This window comes from Rhodococcus sp. NPDC047139, assembly GCF_040643435.1.
In the GTDB taxonomy this organism is placed as follows: Bacteria; Actinomycetota; Actinomycetes; order Mycobacteriales; family Mycobacteriaceae; genus Rhodococcus.
On sequence record NZ_JBEYUH010000022.1, the window covers coordinates 1 to 23,156 of the forward strand.

General features: G+C 67.8%; 22 protein-coding genes. 8 read left to right on the forward strand and 14 right to left on the reverse strand.

Going from position 1 to position 23,156, the window contains the following annotated elements; translation table 11 throughout:
* Positions 1-151: 151 nt before the first annotated feature.
* Entirely contained in the window at positions 152-364 is a 213-nt protein-coding gene (locus ABZ789_RS20805; protein ID WP_358427904.1) for a hypothetical protein, read from the reverse strand.
* 216 nt (positions 365-580) lie between these two features.
* On the opposite strand from ABZ789_RS20805, the gene coaE reads away from it, so the two are divergent.
* Both coaE and ABZ789_RS20815 read left to right on the forward strand, forming a co-directional pair.
* The gene (gene coaE / locus ABZ789_RS20810) at positions 581-1,798 is read left to right on the forward strand and encodes a dephospho-CoA kinase (RefSeq protein WP_358427907.1); all 1,218 of its coding nucleotides are present in this window, start codon (positions 581-583) and stop codon (positions 1,796-1,798) included.
* A gap of 98 nt (positions 1,799-1,896) precedes the next feature.
* The gene (locus ABZ789_RS20815; RefSeq protein WP_358427910.1) at positions 1,897-3,039 is read left to right on the forward strand and encodes an LLM class flavin-dependent oxidoreductase; all 1,143 of its coding nucleotides are present in this window, start codon (positions 1,897-1,899) and stop codon (positions 3,037-3,039) included.
* 16 nt (positions 3,040-3,055) lie between these two features.
* Here the strand turns inward: ABZ789_RS20815 and ABZ789_RS20820 are convergent, their stop codons facing one another.
* Complete coding sequence (locus tag ABZ789_RS20820; RefSeq protein ID WP_358427913.1) at positions 3,056-3,829, reverse strand: ABC transporter permease; 774 nt, start codon at positions 3,827-3,829, stop codon at positions 3,056-3,058.
* A complete protein-coding gene (locus ABZ789_RS20825; RefSeq protein ID WP_358427916.1) occupies positions 3,826-4,578 on the reverse strand; it encodes an ABC transporter ATP-binding protein in 753 nt (250 codons plus the stop codon). The genes ABZ789_RS20820 and ABZ789_RS20825 overlap by 4 nt, the downstream gene beginning before the upstream one ends.
* Positions 4,579-4,688: 110 nt before the next feature.
* Here ABZ789_RS20825 and ABZ789_RS20830 point away from each other — a divergent pair, with 110 nt between their 5' ends.
* Both ABZ789_RS20830 and ABZ789_RS20835 read left to right on the forward strand, forming a co-directional pair.
* Positions 4,689-5,789: a histidine kinase gene (locus ABZ789_RS20830; RefSeq protein ID WP_358427919.1), complete on the forward strand. Its 1,101-nt coding sequence runs from the start codon at positions 4,689-4,691 to the stop codon at positions 5,787-5,789.
* A complete protein-coding gene (locus ABZ789_RS20835) occupies positions 5,786-6,427 on the forward strand; it encodes a response regulator transcription factor (protein WP_358427922.1) in 642 nt (213 codons plus the stop codon). The genes ABZ789_RS20830 and ABZ789_RS20835 overlap by 4 nt, the downstream gene beginning before the upstream one ends.
* Before the next feature lie 3 nt (positions 6,428-6,430).
* Here ABZ789_RS20835 and ABZ789_RS20840 read toward each other — a convergent pair whose 3' ends face one another.
* From ABZ789_RS20840 to ABZ789_RS20850, 3 genes are read right to left on the reverse strand one after another with little or no spacing between them, the layout of a single operon-like run.
* A complete protein-coding gene (locus ABZ789_RS20840; protein WP_358427925.1) occupies positions 6,431-6,562 on the reverse strand; it encodes a putative transporter small subunit in 132 nt (43 codons plus the stop codon).
* On the reverse strand, positions 6,559-7,260 hold the full coding sequence (locus ABZ789_RS20845; RefSeq protein WP_358427928.1) for a hypothetical protein: 702 nt from the start codon (positions 7,258-7,260) through the stop codon (positions 6,559-6,561). The genes ABZ789_RS20840 and ABZ789_RS20845 overlap by 4 nt, the downstream gene beginning before the upstream one ends.
* A complete protein-coding gene (locus tag ABZ789_RS20850; protein WP_358427931.1) occupies positions 7,221-7,730 on the reverse strand; it encodes a DUF402 domain-containing protein in 510 nt (169 codons plus the stop codon). Before ABZ789_RS20850 ends, ABZ789_RS20845 begins: the two co-directional genes overlap by 40 nt.
* A gap of 97 nt (positions 7,731-7,827) precedes the next feature.
* On the opposite strand from ABZ789_RS20850, the gene uvrB reads away from it, so the two are divergent.
* From uvrB to ABZ789_RS20865, 3 genes are all read left to right on the forward strand, one after another.
* Positions 7,828-9,987 carry an excinuclease ABC subunit UvrB gene (gene uvrB, locus ABZ789_RS20855; RefSeq protein WP_358427934.1) on the forward strand — a complete coding sequence of 720 codons (2,160 nt, stop codon included), beginning with the start codon at positions 7,828-7,830 and terminating at the stop codon, positions 9,985-9,987.
* A 42-nt stretch (positions 9,988-10,029) separates the two neighbouring features.
* Entirely contained in the window at positions 10,030-10,902 is an 873-nt protein-coding gene (locus ABZ789_RS20860; RefSeq protein ID WP_358427937.1) for a hypothetical protein, read from the forward strand.
* Between the two features lie 165 nt (positions 10,903-11,067).
* Entirely contained in the window at positions 11,068-11,520 is a 453-nt protein-coding gene (locus ABZ789_RS20865) for a universal stress protein (protein WP_358427940.1), read from the forward strand.
* 4 nt (positions 11,521-11,524) lie between these two features.
* Here the strand turns inward: ABZ789_RS20865 and ABZ789_RS20870 are convergent, their stop codons facing one another.
* From ABZ789_RS20870 to ABZ789_RS20885, 4 genes are all read right to left on the reverse strand, one after another.
* Positions 11,525-11,944: a DUF732 domain-containing protein gene (locus ABZ789_RS20870; protein ID WP_358427943.1), complete on the reverse strand. Its 420-nt coding sequence runs from the start codon at positions 11,942-11,944 to the stop codon at positions 11,525-11,527.
* 71 nt (positions 11,945-12,015) lie between these two features.
* Positions 12,016-14,280 (reverse strand): ATP-binding domain-containing protein, encoded by a 2,265-nt coding sequence (locus tag ABZ789_RS20875; protein WP_358428056.1) that lies wholly within the window; start codon positions 14,278-14,280, stop codon positions 12,016-12,018.
* A 235-nt stretch (positions 14,281-14,515) separates the two neighbouring features.
* Positions 14,516-15,544: a DoxX family protein gene (locus ABZ789_RS20880; RefSeq protein WP_358427946.1), complete on the reverse strand. Its 1,029-nt coding sequence runs from the start codon at positions 15,542-15,544 to the stop codon at positions 14,516-14,518.
* 164 nt (positions 15,545-15,708) lie between these two features.
* Positions 15,709-17,406 carry an alkaline phosphatase D family protein gene (locus ABZ789_RS20885; protein WP_358427948.1) on the reverse strand — a complete coding sequence of 566 codons (1,698 nt, stop codon included), beginning with the start codon at positions 17,404-17,406 and terminating at the stop codon, positions 15,709-15,711.
* Positions 17,407-17,621: 215 nt separating this feature from the next.
* Between ABZ789_RS20885 and ABZ789_RS20890 the strand changes: the two genes are divergently transcribed.
* Positions 17,622-17,861 (forward strand): hypothetical protein, encoded by a 240-nt coding sequence (locus ABZ789_RS20890; protein ID WP_358427951.1) that lies wholly within the window; start codon positions 17,622-17,624, stop codon positions 17,859-17,861.
* Positions 17,862-17,870: 9 nt separating this feature from the next.
* Here the strand turns inward: ABZ789_RS20890 and ABZ789_RS20895 are convergent, their stop codons facing one another.
* From ABZ789_RS20895 to ABZ789_RS20910, 4 genes are all read right to left on the reverse strand, one after another.
* Complete coding sequence (locus tag ABZ789_RS20895; RefSeq protein WP_358427954.1) at positions 17,871-19,235, reverse strand: cytochrome P450; 1,365 nt, start codon at positions 19,233-19,235, stop codon at positions 17,871-17,873.
* Positions 19,236-19,332: 97 nt separating this feature from the next.
* The gene (locus ABZ789_RS20900) at positions 19,333-19,818 is read right to left on the reverse strand and encodes a (2Fe-2S)-binding protein (protein ID WP_358427957.1); all 486 of its coding nucleotides are present in this window, start codon (positions 19,816-19,818) and stop codon (positions 19,333-19,335) included.
* The gene (locus tag ABZ789_RS20905) at positions 19,815-20,684 is read right to left on the reverse strand and encodes a xanthine dehydrogenase family protein subunit M (RefSeq protein WP_358427960.1); all 870 of its coding nucleotides are present in this window, start codon (positions 20,682-20,684) and stop codon (positions 19,815-19,817) included. The genes ABZ789_RS20900 and ABZ789_RS20905 overlap by 4 nt, the downstream gene beginning before the upstream one ends.
* Positions 20,681-23,032, reverse strand: coding sequence for a xanthine dehydrogenase family protein molybdopterin-binding subunit (locus ABZ789_RS20910; RefSeq protein ID WP_358427963.1), 2,352 nt, complete (start codon positions 23,030-23,032; stop codon positions 20,681-20,683). The genes ABZ789_RS20905 and ABZ789_RS20910 overlap by 4 nt, the downstream gene beginning before the upstream one ends.
* Positions 23,033-23,156 lie beyond the last annotated feature (124 nt).

Here is a 23,156-nt window from a genome sequence, read left to right on the forward strand (position 1 = left end):
CAAAACGCTCGGCTGGGATACCCCAGCCGAGCGTCTGCGTGATCTAATCACCACCAACTAACAGCGGTGTTGCGTCGACCCCTTGAAACCGCCCACGGTGCGGGGCCGTCCGCGTTCCGGCGCCACGTTGTTCCGGAACGGAGACGGATGCTCACCCCACGGCCGGGGTCGCCCACTGTGCGGGCAGGGCTGCCGCACGCTTGCGCATGGCCGCGTGACTGTGCCGCGCGTTCGTCAGCAGCGCGGTGAACCAGTTCCGCCGGTGCTCGGCGAGGGCGGTGGCGACCTCGGGGATGAGGACGCAGTGAACACCGTGTTCCATGCCGAGGCGATGCCGACCTGTGGTGGAGGTGGAGGATCGCATGGCCTGCCTTCTCGGATCTCCGGACGAGCCGGGTCGGACGCTTCGAAGCGAACGATATCGGAGACGACGACGAACTCTGCGCATTTGCCCCAGGTAGGAGGGGGTGTGTCAGCGTGAGGTGCTCACCGCGACCGGCCCGTGACTCCTCTGTGACGAAGCCGTGATCGCGGTGGGTCGGGCACGTCCGGCCCGGGGTGAGGTGCGAGACTGGGCGGCGTGCTGCGAATGGGGTTGACCGGAGGAATCGGTGCGGGCAAGTCGACCGTCGCCAAGGAGCTCGTCGAACTCGGGGCGGTGATCGTCGATTCCGATGTCGTCGCCCGGGAGATCGTCGCTCCCGGCTCCGACGGTCTCGCCGAACTCGTCGACGCTTTCGGTGAGGACATCCTCCAGGCCGACGGCACACTCGATCGCCCCGCGCTCGCGGCGAAGGCGTTCGCGAGCGACGACGCACGTGCCGCCCTCAACGCGATCACCCATCCCCGGGTCGGACGCCGCACCGCCGAGTTGGTCGCCGCGGCGCCTGAGGACGCCGTGGTCGTGCAGGACATCCCACTGCTCGTCGAAGGTGGCATGGCCCCGGCCTTCCATCTCGTCGCGGTGGTGCACGCCGACGAGTCCGAGCGGATCCGCCGGCTCGTCGAACTGCGCGGCATGCCCGAGGCCGACGCCCGGGCGAGAATCGCGGCGCAGGCCACGGAAGAGCAGCGGCGGGAGGTCGCCGACGTCTGGCTCGACAACACCGGCGATCAGCAGGCGCTGGTCGAGCAGGTGCGGAGTCTGTGGACCGAGCGTCTGCTGCCCTTCGAGGAGAATCTGCGCACCGGCGTAGCGGTGGAGCCCGAACCCGTGGTGGTGCCCCCGCGGGACGACTGGCACCGCCAGGCGCAGCGGCTGATCGCGCGGCTCGCCCTCGCGGCCGGAGGTGCGGCGAAGCGGATCGACCATGTCGGGTCCACCGCAGTCCCCGGTCTGGCTGCAGTGGATGTCATCGATCTGCAGATCACGGTCGCCGATCTCGCGGCGGCCGACGCGCTCGTACCTGCTCTCACCGCGGCGGGCTTCCCCCGAATCGCCGAGGTGGTCACCGACGAACCGAAACCGTCCTACGGCGCGGGCGGTGAGACCGATCCGGGCGTGTGGGAGATGCGGCTGCACGGCAGCGCCGATCCCGGCCGGCCCGCGCGGGTGGCGGTCCGGGTGGACGGCTGGCCGGCCCAACGGTTCGCATTGTTGCTGCGTGACTGGCTGTCCGCGGTGGACACCGCCAAGCAGGAGTACGCAGGCGTCAAGGCCGATGCGGCAGCCGAAGCGGGGCGGCGGCCGGACGGTGCGGAAGCGGCAGCGGCGTACCAGTCGCTCAAGGCGCCGTGGTTCGATCAGGCTCACCACCGGGCCTGGGAATGGGCCGAGACCACGGGCTGGTCGGCCTAGCTACTGCCGGACCCCCGGCGTGTTTCCGGTGGGGAATGCGCCGGGGGCACCATCCGTTAGAGTAGTTGACAGTTCAATTACTTGACGGAGGTTCGATCGTGCAGTTCGGCATCTTCACCATCGGCGACGTGACGCGCGACCCCACCACGGGCCGGGTCCCCACCGAACACGAGCGCATCGTGGCGATGACGAAGATCGCGCTGAAGGCCGAGGAGGTGGGTCTGGACGTCTTCGCGTCCGGCGAGCATCACAACCCGCCCTTCGTTCCCTCCTCGCCGACGACGATGCTCGGCTGGATCGCGGCGAGAACCGAGAAACTGATCCTCTCGACCGCGACCACACTCATCACCACCAACGACCCCGTGAAGATCGCCGAGGACTTCGCGATGCTGCAACACCTGGCCGGCGGTCGCGTCGACCTCATGATGGGTCGTGGGAACACCGGACCGGTCTACCCGTGGTTCGGCAAGGACATCCGCCAGGGCATCCCGCTGGCGATCGAGAACTACCATCTGTTGCGCCGACTCTGGCGCGAACGTGTTGTCGACTGGGAGGGCAAGTTCCGCACGCCGCTGCACGGCTACACCTCCACCCCGTGGCCGCTCGACGACACCCCGCCGTTCGTGTGGCACGGCTCGATCCGTTCCCCCGAGATCGCCGAGCAGGCCGCCTTCTACGGCGACGGCTTCTTCCACAACAACATCTTCTGGAATCGCGAACACATCCAGCAGATGATCACGCTGTACCGGCAGCGGTTCGAGCAGTACGGACACGGCGCCGCCGAACAGGCCATCGTCGGGCTGGGCGGGCAGGTGTTCATGGCCGAGACCGAAGCAGAGGCCAAGCGGATCTTCCGCCCCTACTTCGACAATGCCCCCGTCTACGGTCACGGTCCGTCGCTCGAGGACTTCTCCGCGACGACGCCGCTGACCGTCGGAACACCCGAGCAGGTCGTCGAACGCACCCTCGGTTTCGCCGATTACGCCGGTGACTATCAGCGTCAGCTGTTTCTCATGGACCACGCGGGTCTGCCGCTCGACGTCGTGCTCGAGCAGATCGAGATCCTCGGTCGCGAGGTCGTACCGGTGCTGCGGACGGAGTTCGAACGCCGTCGCCCCGCCCACGTGCCGTCCGATCCGCCCACACACAGCTCCCTCGCTGCACAAGGCCCCGACTCCTCGCACCGGCAGGTGATCCCGGCCCGTGTCGACCTCGTGCCCGAAGACGTGGACAACCGGTAACCCCTCGCGATCGCGGTCACGAGCGATCCCACCGGAAGACCGTGGCGGCGACCAGCGTGCCCACCCCGATCGCGGCAACGAGGCCGATCAGGTCGGCAGGCGCGACCGCTGTGCCCGCCCATGTCGCGGACAGTGCCTCGACGGCGGCTCCGAAGGGGAGCCACCCACCGATCTGCGCGACCGGATCGGGTAGCGCGTCGGGACTACCGAACAAGCCCCCGCACGCTCCCAGGGCGAAAAAGACGACGAGTCCGATCGCCACCGCCGCATTGGGAGTCGGAGCGATCGCCGCGACGATCATCCCCACCGCAGACATCGCTCCCATGATCAGTGCGAACACGCCCACGGCGGCGAAGGGATCGACGGGAAGGTGAGCGCCGAAGAACAGACACGCCGTGAGCAGAGCCGCGCCGACACCGAGCAGTGCCTGCGCGGCCCCGACCACGACCTGGGCCACGAGCACCATCGCGGGCGAGGCGGGCGTGACGGCGAGTCTGCGCAGGATGCCCGACAACCGGTAGTAGGCAAGAAAGCTCGGCATGTTGACGATCCCGATCGTGGCGACCACGACAGTGATCACCAAGGGCAGTACGAACACATCGAGCACCGTGCGGTCGTTCACCACCGTCTCGGTGCTCACCGTCGAGGCGCTCATCGCCAGGATCAGCAACGGTAGCCCGATCGGCACGACGAGCCCGGCGGTGTCCCGCGCCACCATCTTCGCCTCGCAGCGGATCAGCATCAGCCACGCCGCGGCACCCGGACGGTGAACTCTCGATGTCGTCGTCACTGCGTCTCCCCGAGGTCACGACCGGTCAGTGCGACGAAGGCGTCGTCCAGGTTCGCGGCCCCCGTGCTCTCGACGATCCCTGCGGGGGTGCCGACCGTGACGACGCGCCCGCGGTCCAAGAGCACCACCCGGGCGCACAGATGCTCGATCTCCTCCATCGCATGGCTGACCAGCAGCACCGCCACGCCTTCGGCGCCCAACCGTCCGATCGTCGACCACATCCGGCGCCGCGCGCGTGGATCGAGGCCGGTGGTGAGTTCGTCGAGGATCACGACGCGGGGCCTGCCCACGAGTGCGAGTGCCACCGACAGGCGTTGCTGCTGTCCGCCGGAGAGATTCTCGAATCGCGTGTCGCCCCGATCGGACAGGGCGACCGAGTGCAGGAGTTCCGCCGTCGGGACGGGATCGGGATAGAAGCTGCGGTACAGGTCGACGAGTTCCCGGGCGGTCAGCGCGTGGTGGAAGGTGGCCCGCTGCAGCTGGACGCCGAGCACCTGCCGCAGCGCAGGTCGATCCCGTCGCGGATCGAGGCCGAGCACACGCACCGTGCCACGGTCGAGTGCCCGCAGACCGGCGATCGACTCGACCGTGGTGGTCTTGCCGGCGCCGTTCACACCCACGATCCCGACGATCTCTCCTGCACCGACCGTCAGACTCACATCGTGTACGGCGACGGTGTCGCCGTAGCGTTTGCACAGGTGCTCGGCGACGATCGCCGAGGTGCCCTGCCCGTGCTCGAGGCCGTCCATGCCCTCGACGCTACGAGCGGTGGACCGGAAGCGCGTGTGCCGAAGGTCAGGATCGGTGCCCATGACTTCCGGCACGCTCCGCCGAGAGCGCCGAGCCCTACAGTGGTGATGTGCGTCGATGGACTGCAGACGAGCTGTCGGGCCTGGCGATGCTCGTGATCGTGGTGGCGGTGGGCTTTCCGGTGTTGTTCGGCGCCGCGACACCGAGGATTCCACGGGCCGTGTGGGCCCTGCTCTTCGTCGTGACCGTGACGGCGTTGTTCTGGGCAGCGGTGGTCGAACAGCGCTCGCGGAAGGCCGGTTTCGCACTCGCCGTCGCCGTCGGATCGTCGTGGGCGGTGGTCGCGACCGCGCCGGCGATAGGGCTGCTCCCGATCCTGCTGGTCGTCACCGCCGCGGTGAGTGTCTACCTGGTGCCGGTGCGGGTGAGCCTGGGGATCGTCGCGCTGAACACGGTGGTGCTCGCCGCGTCCGCCGCGATCCCGGGTGGAACCGGCGAGGTTCCATTGATGGTCGGCTTCTACCTGCTGATCCAACTGGCCACCGTCTTCGGCTCGGTGTCCTTGCTCCGGGAACAACGCATGCGCCGGGAACTCGCCGAAACCCACGTCGAACTGCGGGCCGCGACGGTGCTGCTGGCCGAATCCGCGCGCACCGCCGAACGTTTGCGCATCTCCCGCGACCTCCACGATCTGATAGGTCACCAGCTCACCGTGCTCGCCCTCGAACTCGAGGCCGCTCGCCATCGGGACGGCGCCGGGGCACACGAGCACGTCGAACGGGCGGCCGGTGTCGCCCGCGAGCTCCTCGCCGACGTCCGGGCCACGGTGGGGGAGTTGCGCGCCGAGCCGCGTGATCTCGCGGAGGCTCTGCTGCGGGTGGTGCGGGATCTTCCCGGCCTGGATGTGTCGATCGCCGTCGATCCCGACGTGCGGGTGGGCGACGAGGAGGTCGTCGCCTTCGTGCGGGCATTGCAGGAGATCGTCACCAACACCCTCCGCCACGCCGACGCCCGTCGGCTCAGGGTCGACGTGACCGACGACGGAGCAGGGACGGTGATGTCGGCGGTCGACGACGGATCCGGCGCCCGCACGCCGGTGATCGGCAACGGCCTGCGGGGGCTGTGCGAGCGGTTCGAGGCGCTCGGCGGCCGGGTGACCGTCGACGGGAGCGACGGCTTCCGCGTGACGGCACGGGTGCCCGCGCCGTGACCCGTCTCGTGGTGGTCGACGATCAGACCCTCGTGCGGGAGGGCATCCGAACTCTGCTGCAGATGGCCGACTTCGAGGTGGTCGGGGAGGCGGACGACGGCCGGGTCGCGATCGACGTCATCGCCGCGACGTCCCCGGACGTCGTGCTCCTGGACCTGCGTATGCCCGGTTTCGACGGCATCTGGACGCTCGACCGCCTCCGCGAACAGGGCGTCGAGGTCCCCGTGCTCGTGCTCACGACCTTCGACGACGACGAACTCGTCCTCGCTGCACTGCGGGCCGGTGCTCGCGGATATCTGCTCAAGGACGTCACCATGGAACAGCTCGCCCGTGCGGTGCGGACCCTCGACGAGGGCGGCACACTCGTCGCGCCCTCGATCACCGACCGCCTGCTGCGCGCGATCCGGTCCGCCCCGCACGCCGCCGACGACGCCGGCGGCGTGCAGGACCTGACCGAACGCGAACTCGAGGTGCTGCGGTTGATGGCGGAAGGCTTCGGCAACCGTACGATCGCCGAGGCGCTGTTCCTCGCCGAGGGCACGGTCAAGAACCACGTCTCGTCGATCCTCCTCAAACTCGGCGCGCGGGATCGCACGAATGCGGTCCTGCGTGCGTTGCGCGAAGGGATCCTGCGGTGACGGTCAGATCAGATCCTCGCCGTTGCGCCGAGCCTGCAACCACTCCTTGACGAATCCCCGGCAGAGCACGGCCAGGACACCCGCGACCAGCACGGGCCAGATCAGGACGTAGATCGTCAACGCGAGCGAGCTCATCGGTTCTCCTCCTTCAGATCGCGTGCGTCCGAGGCGTTCTCCGGTGCGTCGAAATCGCCGATTCGCTGGGAGACGACGTCGAAATCGAAGTTCTCGTCCGAGTTCACGGACATCGCCCAGCACACCACGGTGCTGACGGCGTAGGCGATGAGCGACGCGCTGAGCACCGCATAGTCGTGGACCGCGCCGAGGGCGAAGGGAGCAGCGACGAGGGCAGCGACGGTACCGACGATCCGGGCGACCCGAAGTCCGAAGAAGCCGAACGCCATCAGGCCCGCGATCACGCCGACACCGATGACCGAGGCGATGTCCACCGCCCACGCGACCACCCCGTCCATCGCGATCCAGCCGAAGCGCACCGGCACGAATGCCGCAAGGGCGACGAGCACGGACGTGGTGAACGCCTTGTTGGTGACCTTGTTCCAGTAGAAGCTCGCGATGACGGGGAAGACCAGTGCACCCCACAGCGCGCCGACGAACACCAGCAGATCGAGAATGCTGAGCCGCATGCTGGCGAAGGCCACCGCCGCGGCGGTCGCGACGACCATGGTGGCGCGCCCGACGAAGAGCATGCGCTTGGGATCGGCGTGCCGGGCACCGCCGGCCCAGCTACTCGCACTTCTGTGCAGGTTGCGGCGTCGCTGCGGGGTCCTGCCGGTCAGCGCCAGTAGACGGGCGCGCCCCGCTCGCGGAGCCACGCGTCGAGGTCGTGGCCGTGCGCCGCGATGCCGTCCACCGCTCGCACGGCCGTGTGGATCGCCGTCTCCGCGACGGCCGCGTCGATCAGGCCGGTGGTGACGGCGACGACCAATTCGTCCACGTCCTCGACGGCGGTGTCGCGACCGGTGCGGACGATCAGATCGAGATAGTGATCGTACGAATGCCACACCTGCCCGTCGCGCCGGAACTCGCCCACGTCGACATAGCGGTCCTGATCCCGTTCGTTACCCGGAGTGAAGTGGAAGATCGAGGCCCGCAGCCGCAACTGCGGCAGCAACCAGGATTCGAGATAGTGGAACTTCGGGTGGTCCGAAGAACGGGCCATGTACAGGCCCCACTCCTCGACGCGATACTCGTCGACCGCACGCACGAAGCCTTTCGGGTCGGTGTTGGTCTTCGCGGGGACGTCGAATGTCTCGGTCTTCACCGGATGCGGGGTCGTGGACACGAGATGCACGCTAGCGGCCCGGTCGCATCCGTGGCAGCGGCATTCTCGCGGCTGTGCCCGGGGCGGCGTGTCGGTGCGAGCGCCTACTCTGGTTCTCATGGCGTTCGCAAGTGAACATCCCGTCGTCGCCCACTCCGAGTTCCGGCCGGTGGGCGAGATCGAGCGCACCGAGGCCCGCTTCGAGGTCGTCAGCGAGTACGAGCCGGCCGGCGATCAACCGGCCGCCATCGACGAACTCGAACGCCGCTTGAAGGCGGGGGAGAAGGACGTCGTGCTGCTCGGTGCCACCGGTACCGGCAAGTCCGCCACCACCGCCTGGCTCATCGAGCGCGTCCAGCGACCCACCCTCGTGATGGCGCCCAACAAGACTCTCGCCGCACAGCTCGCGAACGAGCTGCGAGAGATGCTGCCGCACAATGCGGTCGAATACTTCGTGTCGTATTACGACTACTACCAGCCGGAAGCGTACATCGCGCAGACCGACACCTACATCGAGAAGGACTCGTCGATCAACGACGACGTCGAGCGTCTCCGGCACTCGGCGACCTCCGCGCTGCTGTCCCGTCGTGACGTCGTCGTGGTCGCATCGGTGTCGTGCATCTACGGTCTCGGCACCCCGCAGTCCTATCTCGACCGGTCGATCCAGCTCGAAGTCGGCGTCGAGGTTCCCCGCGACGCGCTCTTGCGCCTGCTCGTCGACGTCCAGTACACCCGCAACGACACGGCCTTCACCCGCGGGTCCTTCCGTGTCAAGGGCGACACTGTCGACATCATCCCCGCCTACGAGGAACTCGCGGTACGGATCGAGTTCTTCGGCGACGAGATCGACGCTCTGTACTATCTCCATCCCCTCACCGGCGACGTCGTGCGCAAGGTCGACTCCCTGCGGATCTTCCCGGCCACCCACTACGTCGCCGGCCCGGAGCGCATGGAACGGGCGGTCAAGGACATCGAGACCGAACTCGAGGAGCGCCTGGCTGATCTCGAGAACCGCGGCAAACTGCTCGAGGCGCAGCGGCTGCGCATGCGCACCCAGTACGACATCGAGATGATCCGGCAGGTGGGCTTCTGCTCCGGCATCGAGAACTACTCCCGTCATATCGACGGCCGTGCGGCCGGTTCCGCCCCGGCGACGCTCATCGACTACTTCCCGGAGGATTTCCTTCTGGTCATCGACGAGTCGCACGTGACCGTGCCGCAGATCGGCGCGATGTACGAGGGCGACATGTCGCGCAAGCGCAACCTCGTCGACTTCGGGTTCCGGCTGCCGTCTGCGGTCGACAACCGCCCACTGACCTGGGAGGAGTTCGCCGCGCGCATCGGTCAGACGGTGTACCTGTCGGCCACACCCGGCCCGTACGAGCTCGGGCAGACCGGCGGCGAGTTCGTCGAGCAGGTCATCCGGCCCACCGGTCTCGTCGATCCGAAGGTCGTGGTCAAGCCCACCAAGGGGCAGATCGACGATCTCGTGCACGAGATCCGCGAACGCGCCGAACGCGACGAACGCGTGCTCGTCACCACGCTCACCAAGAAGATGTCCGAGGATCTCACCGACTATCTGCTCGAACTCGGCATCCGGGTGCGTTATCTGCACTCCGACATCGACACCTTGCGCCGCGTCGAACTGCTGCGCCAGCTCCGGCTCGGCGAGTACGACGTGCTCGTCGGCATCAACCTGCTCCGCGAGGGTCTCGACCTGCCGGAGGTCTCGCTCGTGGCGATCCTCGACGCCGACAAGGAAGGTTTCCTGCGCTCGACGACATCGCTGATCCAGACCATCGGCCGTGCGGCCCGCAACGTCTCGGGCGAAGTCCACATGTATGCCGACAAGGTCACAGATTCGATGGCGCGGGCGATCGAGGAGACCGAACGGCGCCGCGAGAAGCAGATCGCCTACAACAAGGAACACGGTCTCGATCCGAAACCGCTGCGCAAGAAGATCGCCGACATCCTCGATCAGGTCTACCAGGAGGCCGAGGACACCGAGGTCGTCGAAGTGGGCGGTTCCGGACGCAACGCATCGCGTGGCCGTCGTGCCCAGGGCGAGTCCGGGCGAGCGGTCAGCTCGGGCGTCGTCGAAGGCCGCGACACCTCCTCGATGCCGCGTGCCGAACTTGCCGACCTCGTTCAGCAGCTCACCGATCAGATGATGCAGGCAGCGCGCGACCTGCAGTTCGAGCTCGCAGCACGGTTGCGCGACGAGATCTCCGATCTGAAGAAGGAACTGCGCGGCATGGATGCGGCAGGACTGAAGTAGCGGAAGACGGGCGCCGCCGGTCGTGTCGGTAGGCTCCCGGGCATGGAGCCCTCACAGGCCGGGCGTTCCGCCCGCTCGATGGAACTGCTGCACTCGGTCGCCTATTTCGCCCCGGAGATCGCCGGCGAGCTCACAACGCTCGGTGTCACCGAGCCGGTGCCGCAGTACGTGAGCTCGCGCTCCGCGGCGGTAGGTGCCGTGGGTGCAGGCGTGGTGACCGCGCTGTTCTACAACTTCGCCCCTCGTGTGATCGAATCCGCGGTCCCGGAGGTCTGGGCGGTCGCCGACCCGGAGTCGATCACCGCCGCGCGGTTGCGTGGAGTGGACGCCGCCTACCGGCGAGTGCTCGGACAGGAGGCTCTGGATTCGGCCGAGATGGCCGAGGCCGCCGCCCTCGCCGCCCGCGCTGCTCGCGCGATTCCAGGACCGGAGGGGCGGCCGCTCTACGCGGCGCACGCGGACCTGCCCTGGCCCGAACCTGCCCACCTGCAGCTGTGGCACGCACTGACGCTGCTGCGGGAGTACCGCGGTGACGGGCACATCGCCGCCCTCCAGACGGCGGGGCTGTCGGGTCTCGAAGCACTCGTCACCCACACGGCGACCGGAATCGGCTTCGCCCCCGAACCGGCGCGCAGACTCCGCGGGTGGACGAAGGACGAGTGGGCGGCCGCGGAGGCGGGCCTGCGTCAGCGCGGACTGCTCGATCGGCGCGGAGAACTCACCGGCGAGGGTTTCGAGGTGCGTGAACTCGTCGAGGATCTGACCGACGACCTTGCCGTCGCGCCGTGGCGGGAGCTCGGCGAAGACGGTCTGGAACGGCTCCTCGACCTCGCGTTGCCGTGGCGAGACACATTCGTCGACTCCGGTGTTCTACCCGACGGGCTGTTCGGCCCCCGCTACGGTGACGCACGGTGATCCGGCCCGGTCGTGGGATGAGACCCGAAAGTCACACCGAGGGCGTCCGTCCCGCTAGTGTCGATCCAGCTACTGTCGACGCAGCGTAGGGCGGGGGAGCGCGGGTATCCTCCGTGGCGGCATCGGCGGCTCGCGTCGATGGACCACACACTCGATGGAGGATGAATGAGCGCCTACCGGACCATAGTCGTCGGAACCGACGGTTCCGAATCGTCGTATCGGGCCGTGGAGAAGGCAGCTGCTCTGGCCGGGGACGCCGGCGCCCAACTGGTGATCGCCTGTGCCTATTATCCGGCCGATCCCAAGGAGACCGCGCAGGCCGCCGATGTGCTGCGCGACGAGGCGTACCAGGTCACCGGGTCGGCGCCGACCTACGAAATCCTGCGCACCGCACGCGAAAAGGCGATAGTGGCCGGCGCGCACAAGATCACCGAACGCCCCATCGTCGGTGCACCTGTCGACTCGCTTCTCACGCTGGTCGAAGAAGTCGATGCCGATCTCATCGTCATCGGTAATCGCGGACTGAACACGCTCACCGGTCGCCTGCTCGGCTCCGTGCCGTCGGACGTGGCCCGGAAGGCGCTCTGCGACGTGCTGGTGGTACACACGGTCCGCTGAGAGATCAGCAGTACGTCTCGCGGGTGGTCTCGAGATAGCGCAGGGCGGCATCGTCCGCCGACATCTGCGTACCCGAAGCCGCCGCGGCGTACGCCGCGATCGGCCGAAGCGTGGCGAGCACGTCCGGCTCCGGCACCCCCGTGGCCAATTGGTCGCACACACCTCGCACCACCGCAAGTACCGTGTCGTCGTTCACGTCGGCGACCAGACCGGCCGAATCCAAGGCCTCCTTGACGCGCAGGAAGCGCGCGTCGGGTGGGGTCGGCAGGTCCGTCGTAGGCGCAGTGGAGATCGCAGCATCCGCCGCGTCCGGCGTCGTCGGTGCGGCCGATCCGCACGCGGCGACCGGAACGGCCCCGGCCACCGCGACGATCCATGCGGACAGCACGGCGCGTGCCCGGCTTCTCTCTGCCCGATCGGCCACTGCTCGTCCCCTCCGCGGATGCGTAACGCCCGGAAGGAAGGTACCGCCCCGAAGACCGGGCGTGGCCGGCCTCAGCAGTGTGTCGCCGACGCGAGCCCCGAGAGCACATGCGGAAGCGGCGCCGAATGCACCACGCCCAGCCGCTGCGTGGCACGAGTCAACGCCACATACAGGTCGTTGAGGCCCCGCGACGAATCCGCGAGGATCTCCGCAGGCTCGACGAGCAGGACCGCGTCGAACTCGAGGCCCTTGACCTCCTTGACGGTCGCGACCGTGACCGACTCGGACGCCAGATGCTCCCAGGCCGCCGCGAGCCGCGCGGGGGCGAGGACTGCCGTCGTGCCCGGACCGGTCTCGGCATCGAGCGCGGCCCGCACCGTCGCGAGTACGGCGTCCGGGTCGACGCGCTGCGCCCACGGTTCGAAACCGGAGTCGCGGACCGACTGCGGAGGCATCTGACCGGGGTCGATCTCCGCGAGCACCGCATGCGCGATCCGCATGATCTCGGCCGGAGTGCGGTAGTTCACCGTCAGCTCGGTCTTCTTCCACCGGTTCGCGACGTATGGCTCGAGGATCTGCTGCCACGACTCCGTTCCCGCCGGATCACCGGTCTGCGCGGTGTCTCCTACGAGGGTCATCCAACGGTTCGGGATGCGGCGCATGATCGTTCGCCACGCCATCGCGGACAATTCCTGCGCCTCGTCGACGATCACGTGACCATAGGTCCACGTGCGGTCGCCGGCGGCGCGCTCCGCCGTCGTCTCGTGGCGGCGGTGGCTCTGACGCTCGGCCAGCTGGGTGGCATCGATGAGGTCGTATGCCATGAGAAGTTCCGGATCCAGATCGTCCTCGAGATCCTGCGGCGCCGAACCGGTGAGGATGTCGAGCGCCCCCTGTGCGTCGGCGATCTGCTTGCGCCAGCGTCGTTTTGCGCGCTCGCGTTCGGCGGCGTCGTCGACGCCGAGCAGTTCGGCGAGTTCGTCGAGCAGCGGAGCGTCCGCTGCGCTGAAACTCCCCGGCGTGCCGGGCCGGTGCAGCGCCTCGATCTGTTCGTCGGACAGTGCCGGTGCCGCCGATGCGATCCGCTCCCGGGAGGCGAGCAGATCCGACAGGACCTGCTGCGGAGACAGTTCCGGCCACAGAGCGTCGATCGCGGCGACGATCTCGGGATCGGCACGCATCTCCGACCGTATGTCGTGGATATCCTCTCTGCTCAACAGATTTGCCCCACCGAGTGGATTCGAGCCGATGATCCCGGCGAGCTGGTCGGCCAGTGCGTCGATGACTCCGCTCACGAAGATGGGGCGCGCCAGATTGTGCGGCCGTCGGGACGAGCGGGCACGCCCGCGCGCGCGGGTGACGATCTTGCGGTCGAGTGTGAGCGCGTAGGTGTCGAAGCTCAGACGCACGGGGGAGCGGGGTACCTCCTGCCGGTCGCGGACCGCCTTCTCGAGCACCTTCACCATGTCCAGGGAGCCTTTGAGTTCGCCGGCCTCCGGGCTGTCCTCGACGGTCGGTGTCACCCCGGGATACAGGTCGCCGACGGTGGACAGCAGCACCCCCGTCTCGCCGAGCGAGGGCAGCACCTGACCGATGTAATCGAGGAAACGGGTGTTCGGGCCCACGATGAGCACACCGCTCTTGGCCAGCTGCTTGCGGTAGGTGTAGAGCAGATAGGCCGCGCGGTGCAGCGCGACGGCCGTCTTGCCGGTGCCCGGGCCGCCTTGGACGACGAGCACGCTGCGATGCTCGGATCGGATGACGGTGTCCTGTTCGGCCTGGATCGTCGCGACGATGTCGTGCATCTGCCCGGTACGCGCGGCATTGAGGGCCGCGAGCAGCGCCGACTCCCCGGCGACACCACCGGACGCTTGCGTATCGGCATGTTCGAGGGCGGCATCGAGGTCGAGATACTCGTCGTGCAGGGCGGTGACGGTACGGGAGCGGCTGCGGATGTGTCGTCGCAGGACGACGCCGTCCGGGGCGGCGGGGGTGGCGAGATAGAACGGGCGAGCCTGCGGAGCCCGCCAGTCGAGCAGCAGCGACTCGTAGTCGTTCTCCTCGTCGAGGATGCCGATCCTGCCGATGTACCGCGTCTCCTCACCGGCCTCGCCGGGGACCGGTCCGTCAGGATCGGACTCGTCGACCCGGACGTCGATGCGGCCGAAGCACAGACCGTGCTCCGCGGCGTCGTACTTCGCGATGTCCTCGGTGTACATCTGCGTGAACGACTCGCGCTCACTGCGCGCCTGAGGGGTACCGCCTGTCTCCTTCAGGACGCGGGTCAGCCGGGTCCGGGCGTAGTCGCGCAGCCCGTCGAGGTGCGTGTAGAGCATCGACACGTAGGACTGCTCGTGATCGAGCTCCGGATGGGACGCGCCATCAACCGGCACAGGGACTCCTCGGGATAGACAGGACGAACATCGATCCGCGCCGGGGGATGACGCGTCGACGAAAGTGCCCGAGAAGTCTAGTCGTTGGGGAGCGGAAACGGACAGAAGTCCTGTTCACAGCGCTGCGGGCGTGCGACCAGGTCGCACGCCCGCAGCGCTGAGCAGTACTCGAATACTTCTACTTCTTCTCGAGGCTCTTCAAATTCTTCGCGAGCTTCTTCTCCGCCTTCGCAGCCTGCTTACGCGCCGCTTCGGCACGCAGGAGGGCCTTCTCCGCCGCGACATGCGCTCGGCCGTTCAGGACGGCGGACTGGTCTTCGGCGAGCTTCGCCCACTCGGCGCTGCGATCGACCGTCGTGTCCCACAGCTTCGAGCCGCGCTTACGGGCAACCTCGGCGAGTTCGGGGGTACGTTCGCGTGCGAGCCCGAGCAGTTCGGTCCCCCGCTCGCGGGCGCCCTCGGCCAGTTCGGGAGCGCGCTCGCGCGCGACACCGAGGATTTCGGCGCTGCGATCACGTGCCCGCTCCGTCAGGACCGGGGCGCGGTCGCGTGCCACCTCGAGCAGACCGGTGCCGCGTTCGCGCGCAGCCTCTGCCAGTTCCGGCGCACGTTCCTTGGCGATGCCGAGGAGATGACCGCCCTGCTCGCCGGCTTCGTCGGTGAGCGCCTTGACGCGTTCGGCGACGGTGTGCAGTGTCTCTGCCGCGTGGCTGTCCGAGGATCCGCCCGGCAGGGCAGCTGCAACCGACTTCTGTGCGGCACGCGCCGCGCGACGGCCGCGCCAGCCGAGTGACGGCTTGCCCTCCGTGTCCACGGCGGCGAGAAGCAACCCACCGGCCAGGCTCACGTTCTTGATGAGCTGGGTGCGTTGCTGCGCGCGAGTCGCCGGATCCTCGGCATTCCAGAAGTCGTGGCCCGCAAGCGTGGTCGGCACGAGGCTGCCGATCAGGGCGAGAGCGGAGAGTCGAGGGGCCTTGCCGAGAGCGAACATGGTGCCTGCGCCGATCTGGACGGCGGCGTTGATCTGCACGAGAGTCTCGGGATTGCTGGGCAGCCGGTCGGTGACCGAGGCAGGCAGAGCGTTCACCGCCTGATCGAGCCCGGGCTGCGCGGCCCCGGCCTTCGGCTCGGGCTTCCGCAGGGCATCGATACCCCCGGCGATGAAGATGGACGCGAGCATGGGCCGCGCGATTCTCCGGACGAGCATGTGTTCCTCCCGTGGTCGGGTGCGTTTCCAAACCCTGACACAGGTACCCCGGCCGTCACGGGAATATGCACGAAGCGGAACACCGGGAGCCTGGGCCGAGTTTTCGAACAATACGGAAATCAGTGAAATACGGAACAGGACGTGAACTCCCTGCCCCCCGCCTATCACCCCGAAGGGCGAACATTCGCATGAGCCGGGGGGATCTCGGGTGATTGCGTCTCGCCTGTCAGTGAAAGATCCGCCACGGTCTCGAACAAGCGCGTTCCCGGCCCGTCCACAGACCTTTCGATCGTCAGATGTGCGCGGCGACCCTGCGTGCGCAGAGTAGCGATCTGATTCCCGAAACTCGGGCCCGCAGATCTCGTCCACGAGAACGACGCCGGCGGAACCGCCGTCACGCGACCCAGTATCAGCCGCACGCAACGCTCCGCCGCGCGACTCCACGCGGCACGGAAGGCGACCCGGATCGCTGCGGGAACATGATTGTGCAGCGGAGAGCACGTCAGCTGATAGACCTCGGTATCGGTCGGCGCCTCGAACTGGACACGGGCGACGTACGCATGATGCACGTCGCCCGAGAGCACACATATCGTCGCCGGCGCGCGGCCGGACACGCTCGCGCGACGTCCGCCGGCGACGTCGGCCAGCAACCGTGCGAGGCGTTCGAACGAGTTGCGGAAGGCCGACCAGTGTTCGAGATCCGCAGCGCGGCGGAGTTTCTCGGCCCACCGCGAAGGTCGATTCCCGCGGGCACCGGAGGCCAGCTTCTCGTCCCACGCTTCGATGTCGTGCATCGCGCGAGGGAGCAGCCAGGGCAGTGACGTGCCGATCAGCAGATGGTCGTAGTCGCCGTCGGTTTGCTCCTCGATCCAGTCGAACTCGGGGTCGGAGACCATGTCCCGCCGGTCGGGTTCGAGCACCCGGCCGCATCGTGAATCGATCACGAGCAGACGCACCGACCCGAAATCGCGACGGTAGGACCACCGCGCGCCCGGTGCTCCGTCCGCTTCCTCGTCGGCGCCGGACGCGAAATCGCGAAGGATCGGCTCGGCGTCACCGGCGCACCTGCGAACCCGGTCGTAGAGCGCATCGCCGGCGAGTTCTTCGGGCGAGAGGTTCCCGAGGTGCTGGTAGATCCAGTAGGAAGCCAACGCCCCGACGATCCGTTCCTCCCACCACTCGGATGCCTCCATCTCGGCGCGCCACGAGTACGACGTGTTCCAGTCGTCGTGCACGTCGTGATCGTCGAAGATCATCGAGGTCGGCACATTCGCCAGCAACCACCGCACATCGCGCTCCGCCCACGACTGGGCGTACAGCCAGGTGTACTCCTCGAAATTCCGGACCTGCGCGCCCGGCGGCTCCGACAGATCGTGTCGCTCGGCGACCCGCCGTTCCATCTCGGGGGACAACTCGTCGGCGTATACCTGGTCGCCGAGCAGCAGCAGGGCATCGGGCCATTCGTCGGCAGGGAGAGCACGCATGCGCTGCGCGTACGCGACCAGGGCGTCAGTCCCGAGGTCGTGCGACGGCGGCTCCCCTTCGGATGTCGTCGCCACGCGGCACGAACCGAACGCGAGGGTGAAGCTGTCGCCGGCTCCTCCCGAGGTTCGGATCAGTGAGGGCGCCTCGCCGGCCGCAGGCCAGACGACCCGCCCGTCCGCGTGCACCTCGTAGGGAGTCGCCGATCCCGGTTCCAGATCCCGGACGACGACGAGTGCGTAGTGATGCCCTGCGACGGTCCACGTCGGCTCCGAGTTGCCGAGCACCTGCACCGTGCAGGGCTCGGACGTCTCGACCCAGATCGTGGCGTCCGTGTCGCCGATATGCCGGAGCACGGGCCCCAGTACGAGTTCCGCCACGGTGTCACCGCCTGCGTGCCCGACCGAGGGAGCTCGTCATGGAGATCGAGCCTACTCGCGACACGGCCGACGAGGATCGTTCCGGCGAACATCGGTTCCGGCCGACTTCGATGACCGTTCGGCCCTTTCGGGGCCACGATCGGGGGCACTCTGGAAGCGTCACATCCGGGCCAGCCCGTGCGGGGTCCGTACCGCGTGGGGGAAGGGGGACCGACATGAGTGAGACCGAGGAGTCGGCAGGCGAGGAGCAACTCGACGACGAATCGAAGCGACGTGCTCAGGAGCGGGCCGAGGAGATCGACCGGATGTACGAACCGGGCGCGCGGCCGACCGCGGTCGTGCCGGGCACGAACGGGATGGTCTCCGGGACGGCTTTCGCGGACATGGCGGAGGGTGAACCGGGCGACGAGGTGAGCGGCGACGCCGATCCGAGTGGGGAGGGGTCACCCGACTGACGCGCAGGCTCAATCCACCACGGCGGCCTCGGGCCGTACGGTCACGGGTGCCGCGAGTCCCTGTTCGTCGCAGATGCGTTGGAGCCTGGTGAGGGTGGCGTCGAGGCCGGGGCCCAGGCGGGGTCCGGGGGTGAAGGTCGCCGGAAGCTTGCGCATGCCCTGGATCACGCCGATCGTGTCGTAATGGACGGTTCCTTCCGGGTCGCACCGGAAGTCCGGCATGCGGTCCAGTACTGCGGTGAGCATCGATTTGAAGACGGTGCGCGCGACGTTCGAACCGACACAGCGGTGAACTCCGAGACCGAAGCTGAAGTGCCGGTTCCCCTTTCGATCGAGGACGACGTCGTCGGGCTCGGGGAAGATCGCGGGGTCGCGGTTGGCCATCGCCCACGACAGCCAGAGGCGGTCACCTTCCTCGAGCCGAGTTCCGGCTACCTCACAGTCCTCGGAGACGGTGCGTCCGTCGCCTGCCGCCGGCGTGAAGTAGCGGAGGAACTCCTCGGTGGCGGGATCGAGGAGAGTGCTGCGTTCGCGGCTGAGCAGTTCACGCTGGTCCGGGTGTCGAGAGAGCCATTCGAGCGAGCGGGCCGTGAGTGCCGTGGTGGTATCGAAGCCGCCACCGATGAGCAGACCGAGCATGCCGAGCAGTTCCATGTCCGGCGCGGGTTCACCATCGATGCGCAGCTCGGTGAGCGCGTGGACGAGACCCGGACGCGGATTCTCCTTGATCTCGACGAGATTGGTGAGCAGGTCGATACCCATCTCGCGGTGCATGGCAGCGACACGCTCCATGTCCGGCGAGTCCTCGGGGGTGTAGACCGACGCGTGAACGGGCTCGCTGTACGTCGCCCAGCGGGCGACAGGGATACCGAGCATGGCGAGGGTGAGAACTGCGGGCACGATGTTGGCGAGGTCGTCGACGAAGTCGATACGGCCGTCCTCGATCTTCTCGTCGAGTGCGGCGCGGACGATTTCGTCGATGAACGGCTCCCACCGCCGCACCGCGGCAGGGGAGAGGTACGGGTTGAGGACGGCCCGGTAGATGCGATGCTCGGGATCGTCCATCTCGAGGATGCCGCCACGCACCATCGCGGCGCGCCGTGCGGTGGGAATCGAGATGCCCTTGTATCCACGGCGTTGGCCGTGGACATCGTGGTCGTTGGACACGTGCGGACTTCGGGCGAGATCGAATACGACGTCGGCTCCACTCGCGACCCAGTGCCCGTCGTAGGTGTCGGTCCACGCCAGCGGGCACCGGGCGTGGAGTTCGTGAGTGATCTCCTCGAAACGGTCGCGGTATCCGGGGGCGTGCCGATCGAAGTGGTAGCGGTTCCTCTCGCGATCCCGGTCGCGGGCGGATTCGTCGATCGTCACGGTTGCTCCTCTGGTACTTGGGTGTAGCTGTTCGGGATCGGAATCGGAATGTGCCGCTCCGCGGCGGTCTCGGCGAGCATGCGGTGTCGGTCGGCTGTCACCGATCGCGATCGGTCCACGATCCTGCCGCTGCGCGCACGGCACGGATGATGCCCTGATAACCCGTGCACCGGCACAGATTGCCGGAGAGCGCGTCGCGAATGTCGTCGTCGCTGGGATCGGGGTTGTCGCGCAGGAAGGCGGTGGCGGACACGATGAATCCCGGCGTGCAGAAGCCGCACTGCAGACCGTGATGGTCGCGAAACGCCGCCTGGACCGGGGACAGTTCTCCGTCCGGCCCGGCGATTCCTTCGACCGTCGTCAGTTCTGATCCGTCGGCCTGGACGGCGAACACGAGGCACGCCCGCACGGCCTCCCCGTCGAGCAGTACCGTGCACGACCCGCAGACCCCGTGTTCGCATCCCAGATGCGTCCCGGTCAGTCCGCAGCGATCACGAAGGTAATCGGCCAGGGTGAGGCGAGGTGGTACTCGGTCGGTCCGACTCGAGCCGTTGATGCGAACTCGAATGTCGATGTCGGTCACAGAGCCTCCTTCAACGCTCGCGCCCATGCGCGAGCGACTATCACGGCACCGACTCGTCGTCGATAGTCGGCGGTGCCGTGGATGTCCGACGGCACCGTGTCGAGCGGGGCGGTCACCGCGACACCGAGATCGGTTGCGTCGGTCTCGGCAGCGGTGCGGCCGACCAGGTCGGATTCCACCGCACGGGCCCGTATCGGTGCGGGTGACAGACCGAAGACGGTGATCGCGCACCGTTCGATCCGTGCGTCGTCGTCGAGATGCACTGCGACCGCGGCTCCGGCGATCGCGAAATCTCCGCTGCGGCGGGTGAATTCCTCGATCGCGAAACCCCACCGTCCGTGCAGGGCGGGGAAGGTGATGTCGGTGAGGAGCTCGTCAGGATCCAAGGCGGTGGTCCATGTGCCGCGGAAGAAATCGGATGCGGCGATGCTGCGCCGTCCGCGGGGGGACAGGGTGCCGATCGTGGCGTCCAGCGTCATCGCGACTGCCGGATACTCGGCGGCAGCGTCGGCATGCGCAAGGGATCCGCCCAGGGTTCCGCGATTACGGATCTGGAAATGGCCGATCAGCGGGGTGGCGCGCGCGAGGAGAGGCACGAGCCTCCGGATGTCGGCATCCCGGCCGACCGTGGCGTGGGTGGTCGTCGCCCCGATTTGCACGGCGATCGCGTCCGAACGGACACCTTGCAACTCGGTGAGTCGACGAAGGTCGACGAGATGCTCGAACGCCGCGAGCCGGAGGTTCAGCAGCGGCATCAGGCTCTGCCCTCCGGCGATGAACTTCGCTTCGTCACCGAAACGGGAGACGAGGTCGACTGCTTCGGCAGGGGTGTGCGGGGCGTGGTACTCGAATGCCGCGGGTTTCACAGGGCCTCCGTGCTGTCGGCGCGGGCCCGATCGATCATCGAGACGATCCTGGCCGGTGAGAGCGGTAGATGGGAGATCTCGACACCGAATGGGCTCAATGCGTCCGCGACCGCGTTGAGCACGGCCGGGGTCGAGCCGATCGCGCCGCCCTCTCCGACACCCTTGAAATTGCCCGGTCCGGGGCTCGGGGTCTCGACGTGACCGATCTCGATGGTCGGTGCCTCGGTCGCGGTGGGGAGCAGGTAATCCATGAAGGTCGTGGCGATGGGGTTTCCGGCGTCGTCGTAGGCCTGGTGTTCGTAGAGGGCCCCGCCGATTCCCTGCACGGTGCCACCGCAGATCTGACCTTCGACGACGCTCGGATTGATCATCGCGCCGCAGTCCTCGCTGACGATGTACCGCAGCAGGGTCACCTTCCCGGTGTCGATGTCCACCTCGCATGTGCACAGGTGCGTCGCATTCGCCCAGATCGACATGTGGGGGGTGCGGTAGCGACCGCTCGCCTCGAGACCCGACGGGATCCCCGGCGGGAGACCATCGCCTTGGAAGTAGGCGATATCGGCGATTTCGGCGAGCGTCAGCCGGGTCCCGGGATCGTCCCGGACCGTCGCGGCACCGTCGGCGAAGACGATCTCCTCGGAGGGAACATCCAGGCGGTGCGCGGCGATCGCCACGATCCGTTCCAGCAGGACGGACGCGGTTTCCGCGATCGCCCCCGCGGTCATCGAACCCGATCGGCTGCCGCCGGTACCGCCGCCGAACGGCGTGATCGAGGTGTCGCCCTGGATCGTGCGGACGTCGGCGAGCGGCACGCCGAGCGCGTCCGCGGTCAACTGCACGACGGTGGTCTCGAGGCTGTTGCCGGCCGAGCCACCGGCTACGTACACGTTGACCTTGCCGGACGGTTCGATCCGGATGGTCGCACCTTCGGTGCTGTGGAATGCGGTACTGCCTGTCGTCGGTTCCAGATAGGTGCACGTTCCGACGCCGATGTAGCGACCCTGCTCCAGGGCGCGGCGCTGCTCGGCGCGGAAGTCGTCGTAGCCGAGCATCTCGACGGTCTGCTCGAGGGTCTCCAGCGGGGAGACGTGGTCGTGCGGCATACCGTTCGGGTTCATCAGCGGCAGTTCGTCCCGCCGCAGCATGTTGCGACGGCGAAGTTCGATGGGGTCGATGCCGATTCGACGGGCTGCCCGGTCGAGGAGGAGTTCGCGGGCGACCGATTCGAACTGCCACGGGCCGCGATAGGCGAGGCGTCCGACGGTATTGGAGTACAGGAACTTCGAACTGAACGACGCCTCGGTGATCCGGTACGGGCCGGGGAACAACAGGCCGACCACCACGCCCGCGGTGATCGGTGAGGGTGTCGGATACGCGCCGACGTTCTGCACATGGTCGATCCCGGCCGCCAGTATCCTGCCCTCGGAATCGAAAGCCATTCGGGCATCGGCGTGTTCGTGGCGCGCCATGCCCGAGGCCATCAGATTCTCCTGACGGTCCTCGATCCATTTGACGGCGCGTCCGAGCTTGCGGGCGGCGAGTTGCACGCAGATCTCTTCCCGCAGTGGTGCCACCTTGAGCCCGAATCCACCGCCGGTATCGCGGGCGATCACACGCACCTGATGCTCGTCGATCCCGAGAAGCCTGGAACAGAAGCCTCGCACCTCGTGGGGTGACTGCGTCGAGATCCACACGGTCATCTCCCGAGACGAGGCAGACCATTCCGCGATCACCCCGCGGGTCTCCAGCGGCGCGGGAATGTAGGCCTGCTGGAAGATGGTCTGCTCCACGACGTGCGGGGCGGACGCGAAGATCGGATCGAGATCCGATGCCGGGCGACCGGCCATCTCGCCCGCCGAGTTGCCCGCGAAACCGGCGTGGACCAGGTGAGGAGACGAGTCGGCGGTGGTGTAGTCCACCACCGCGTCGAGCGGTTCGTAGTCGACATCGACCAGTTCGGCGGCATCCTCGGCTACGTACCGGTCGCAGGCGATCACCATCGCGACCGGGTCGCCCACGAATCGAACCTCTTCCTCGGCCAGAGGGGGCCGGGGCACGGGAGGCAGACCGGGCATGTCCAGCGCATACGAGATCTGGTGCGCGACGGGCCCGAGTTCGGCCGCGGTGTACACGGCGACGACTCCGTCGAGTTCCACGGCGGCCGAGATGTCGATGTCGACGATGCGTGCGCGGGGGAACGGGCTGCGCACGAAACAGGCGTGGACCATGCCGGGGCGGGTGACATCGTCGACGAATGTCCCGGCTCCGGTCACCAATCGCAGGTCCTCGACCCGCGGGACGGATGTGCCCACGCTGCCCTTGACCGGCGGTGCTGCGATCTCGGTCATGCGTCTCCTCGCTCCGTCGAACGACCAGAGGGCGGTACTTCAGTGTGAGACGAGCGATAGTCGTTATCGAGAATAAGACTCTCGATTGGGGCAGACCATACACGCTGACGGGCGTTTGGTGACC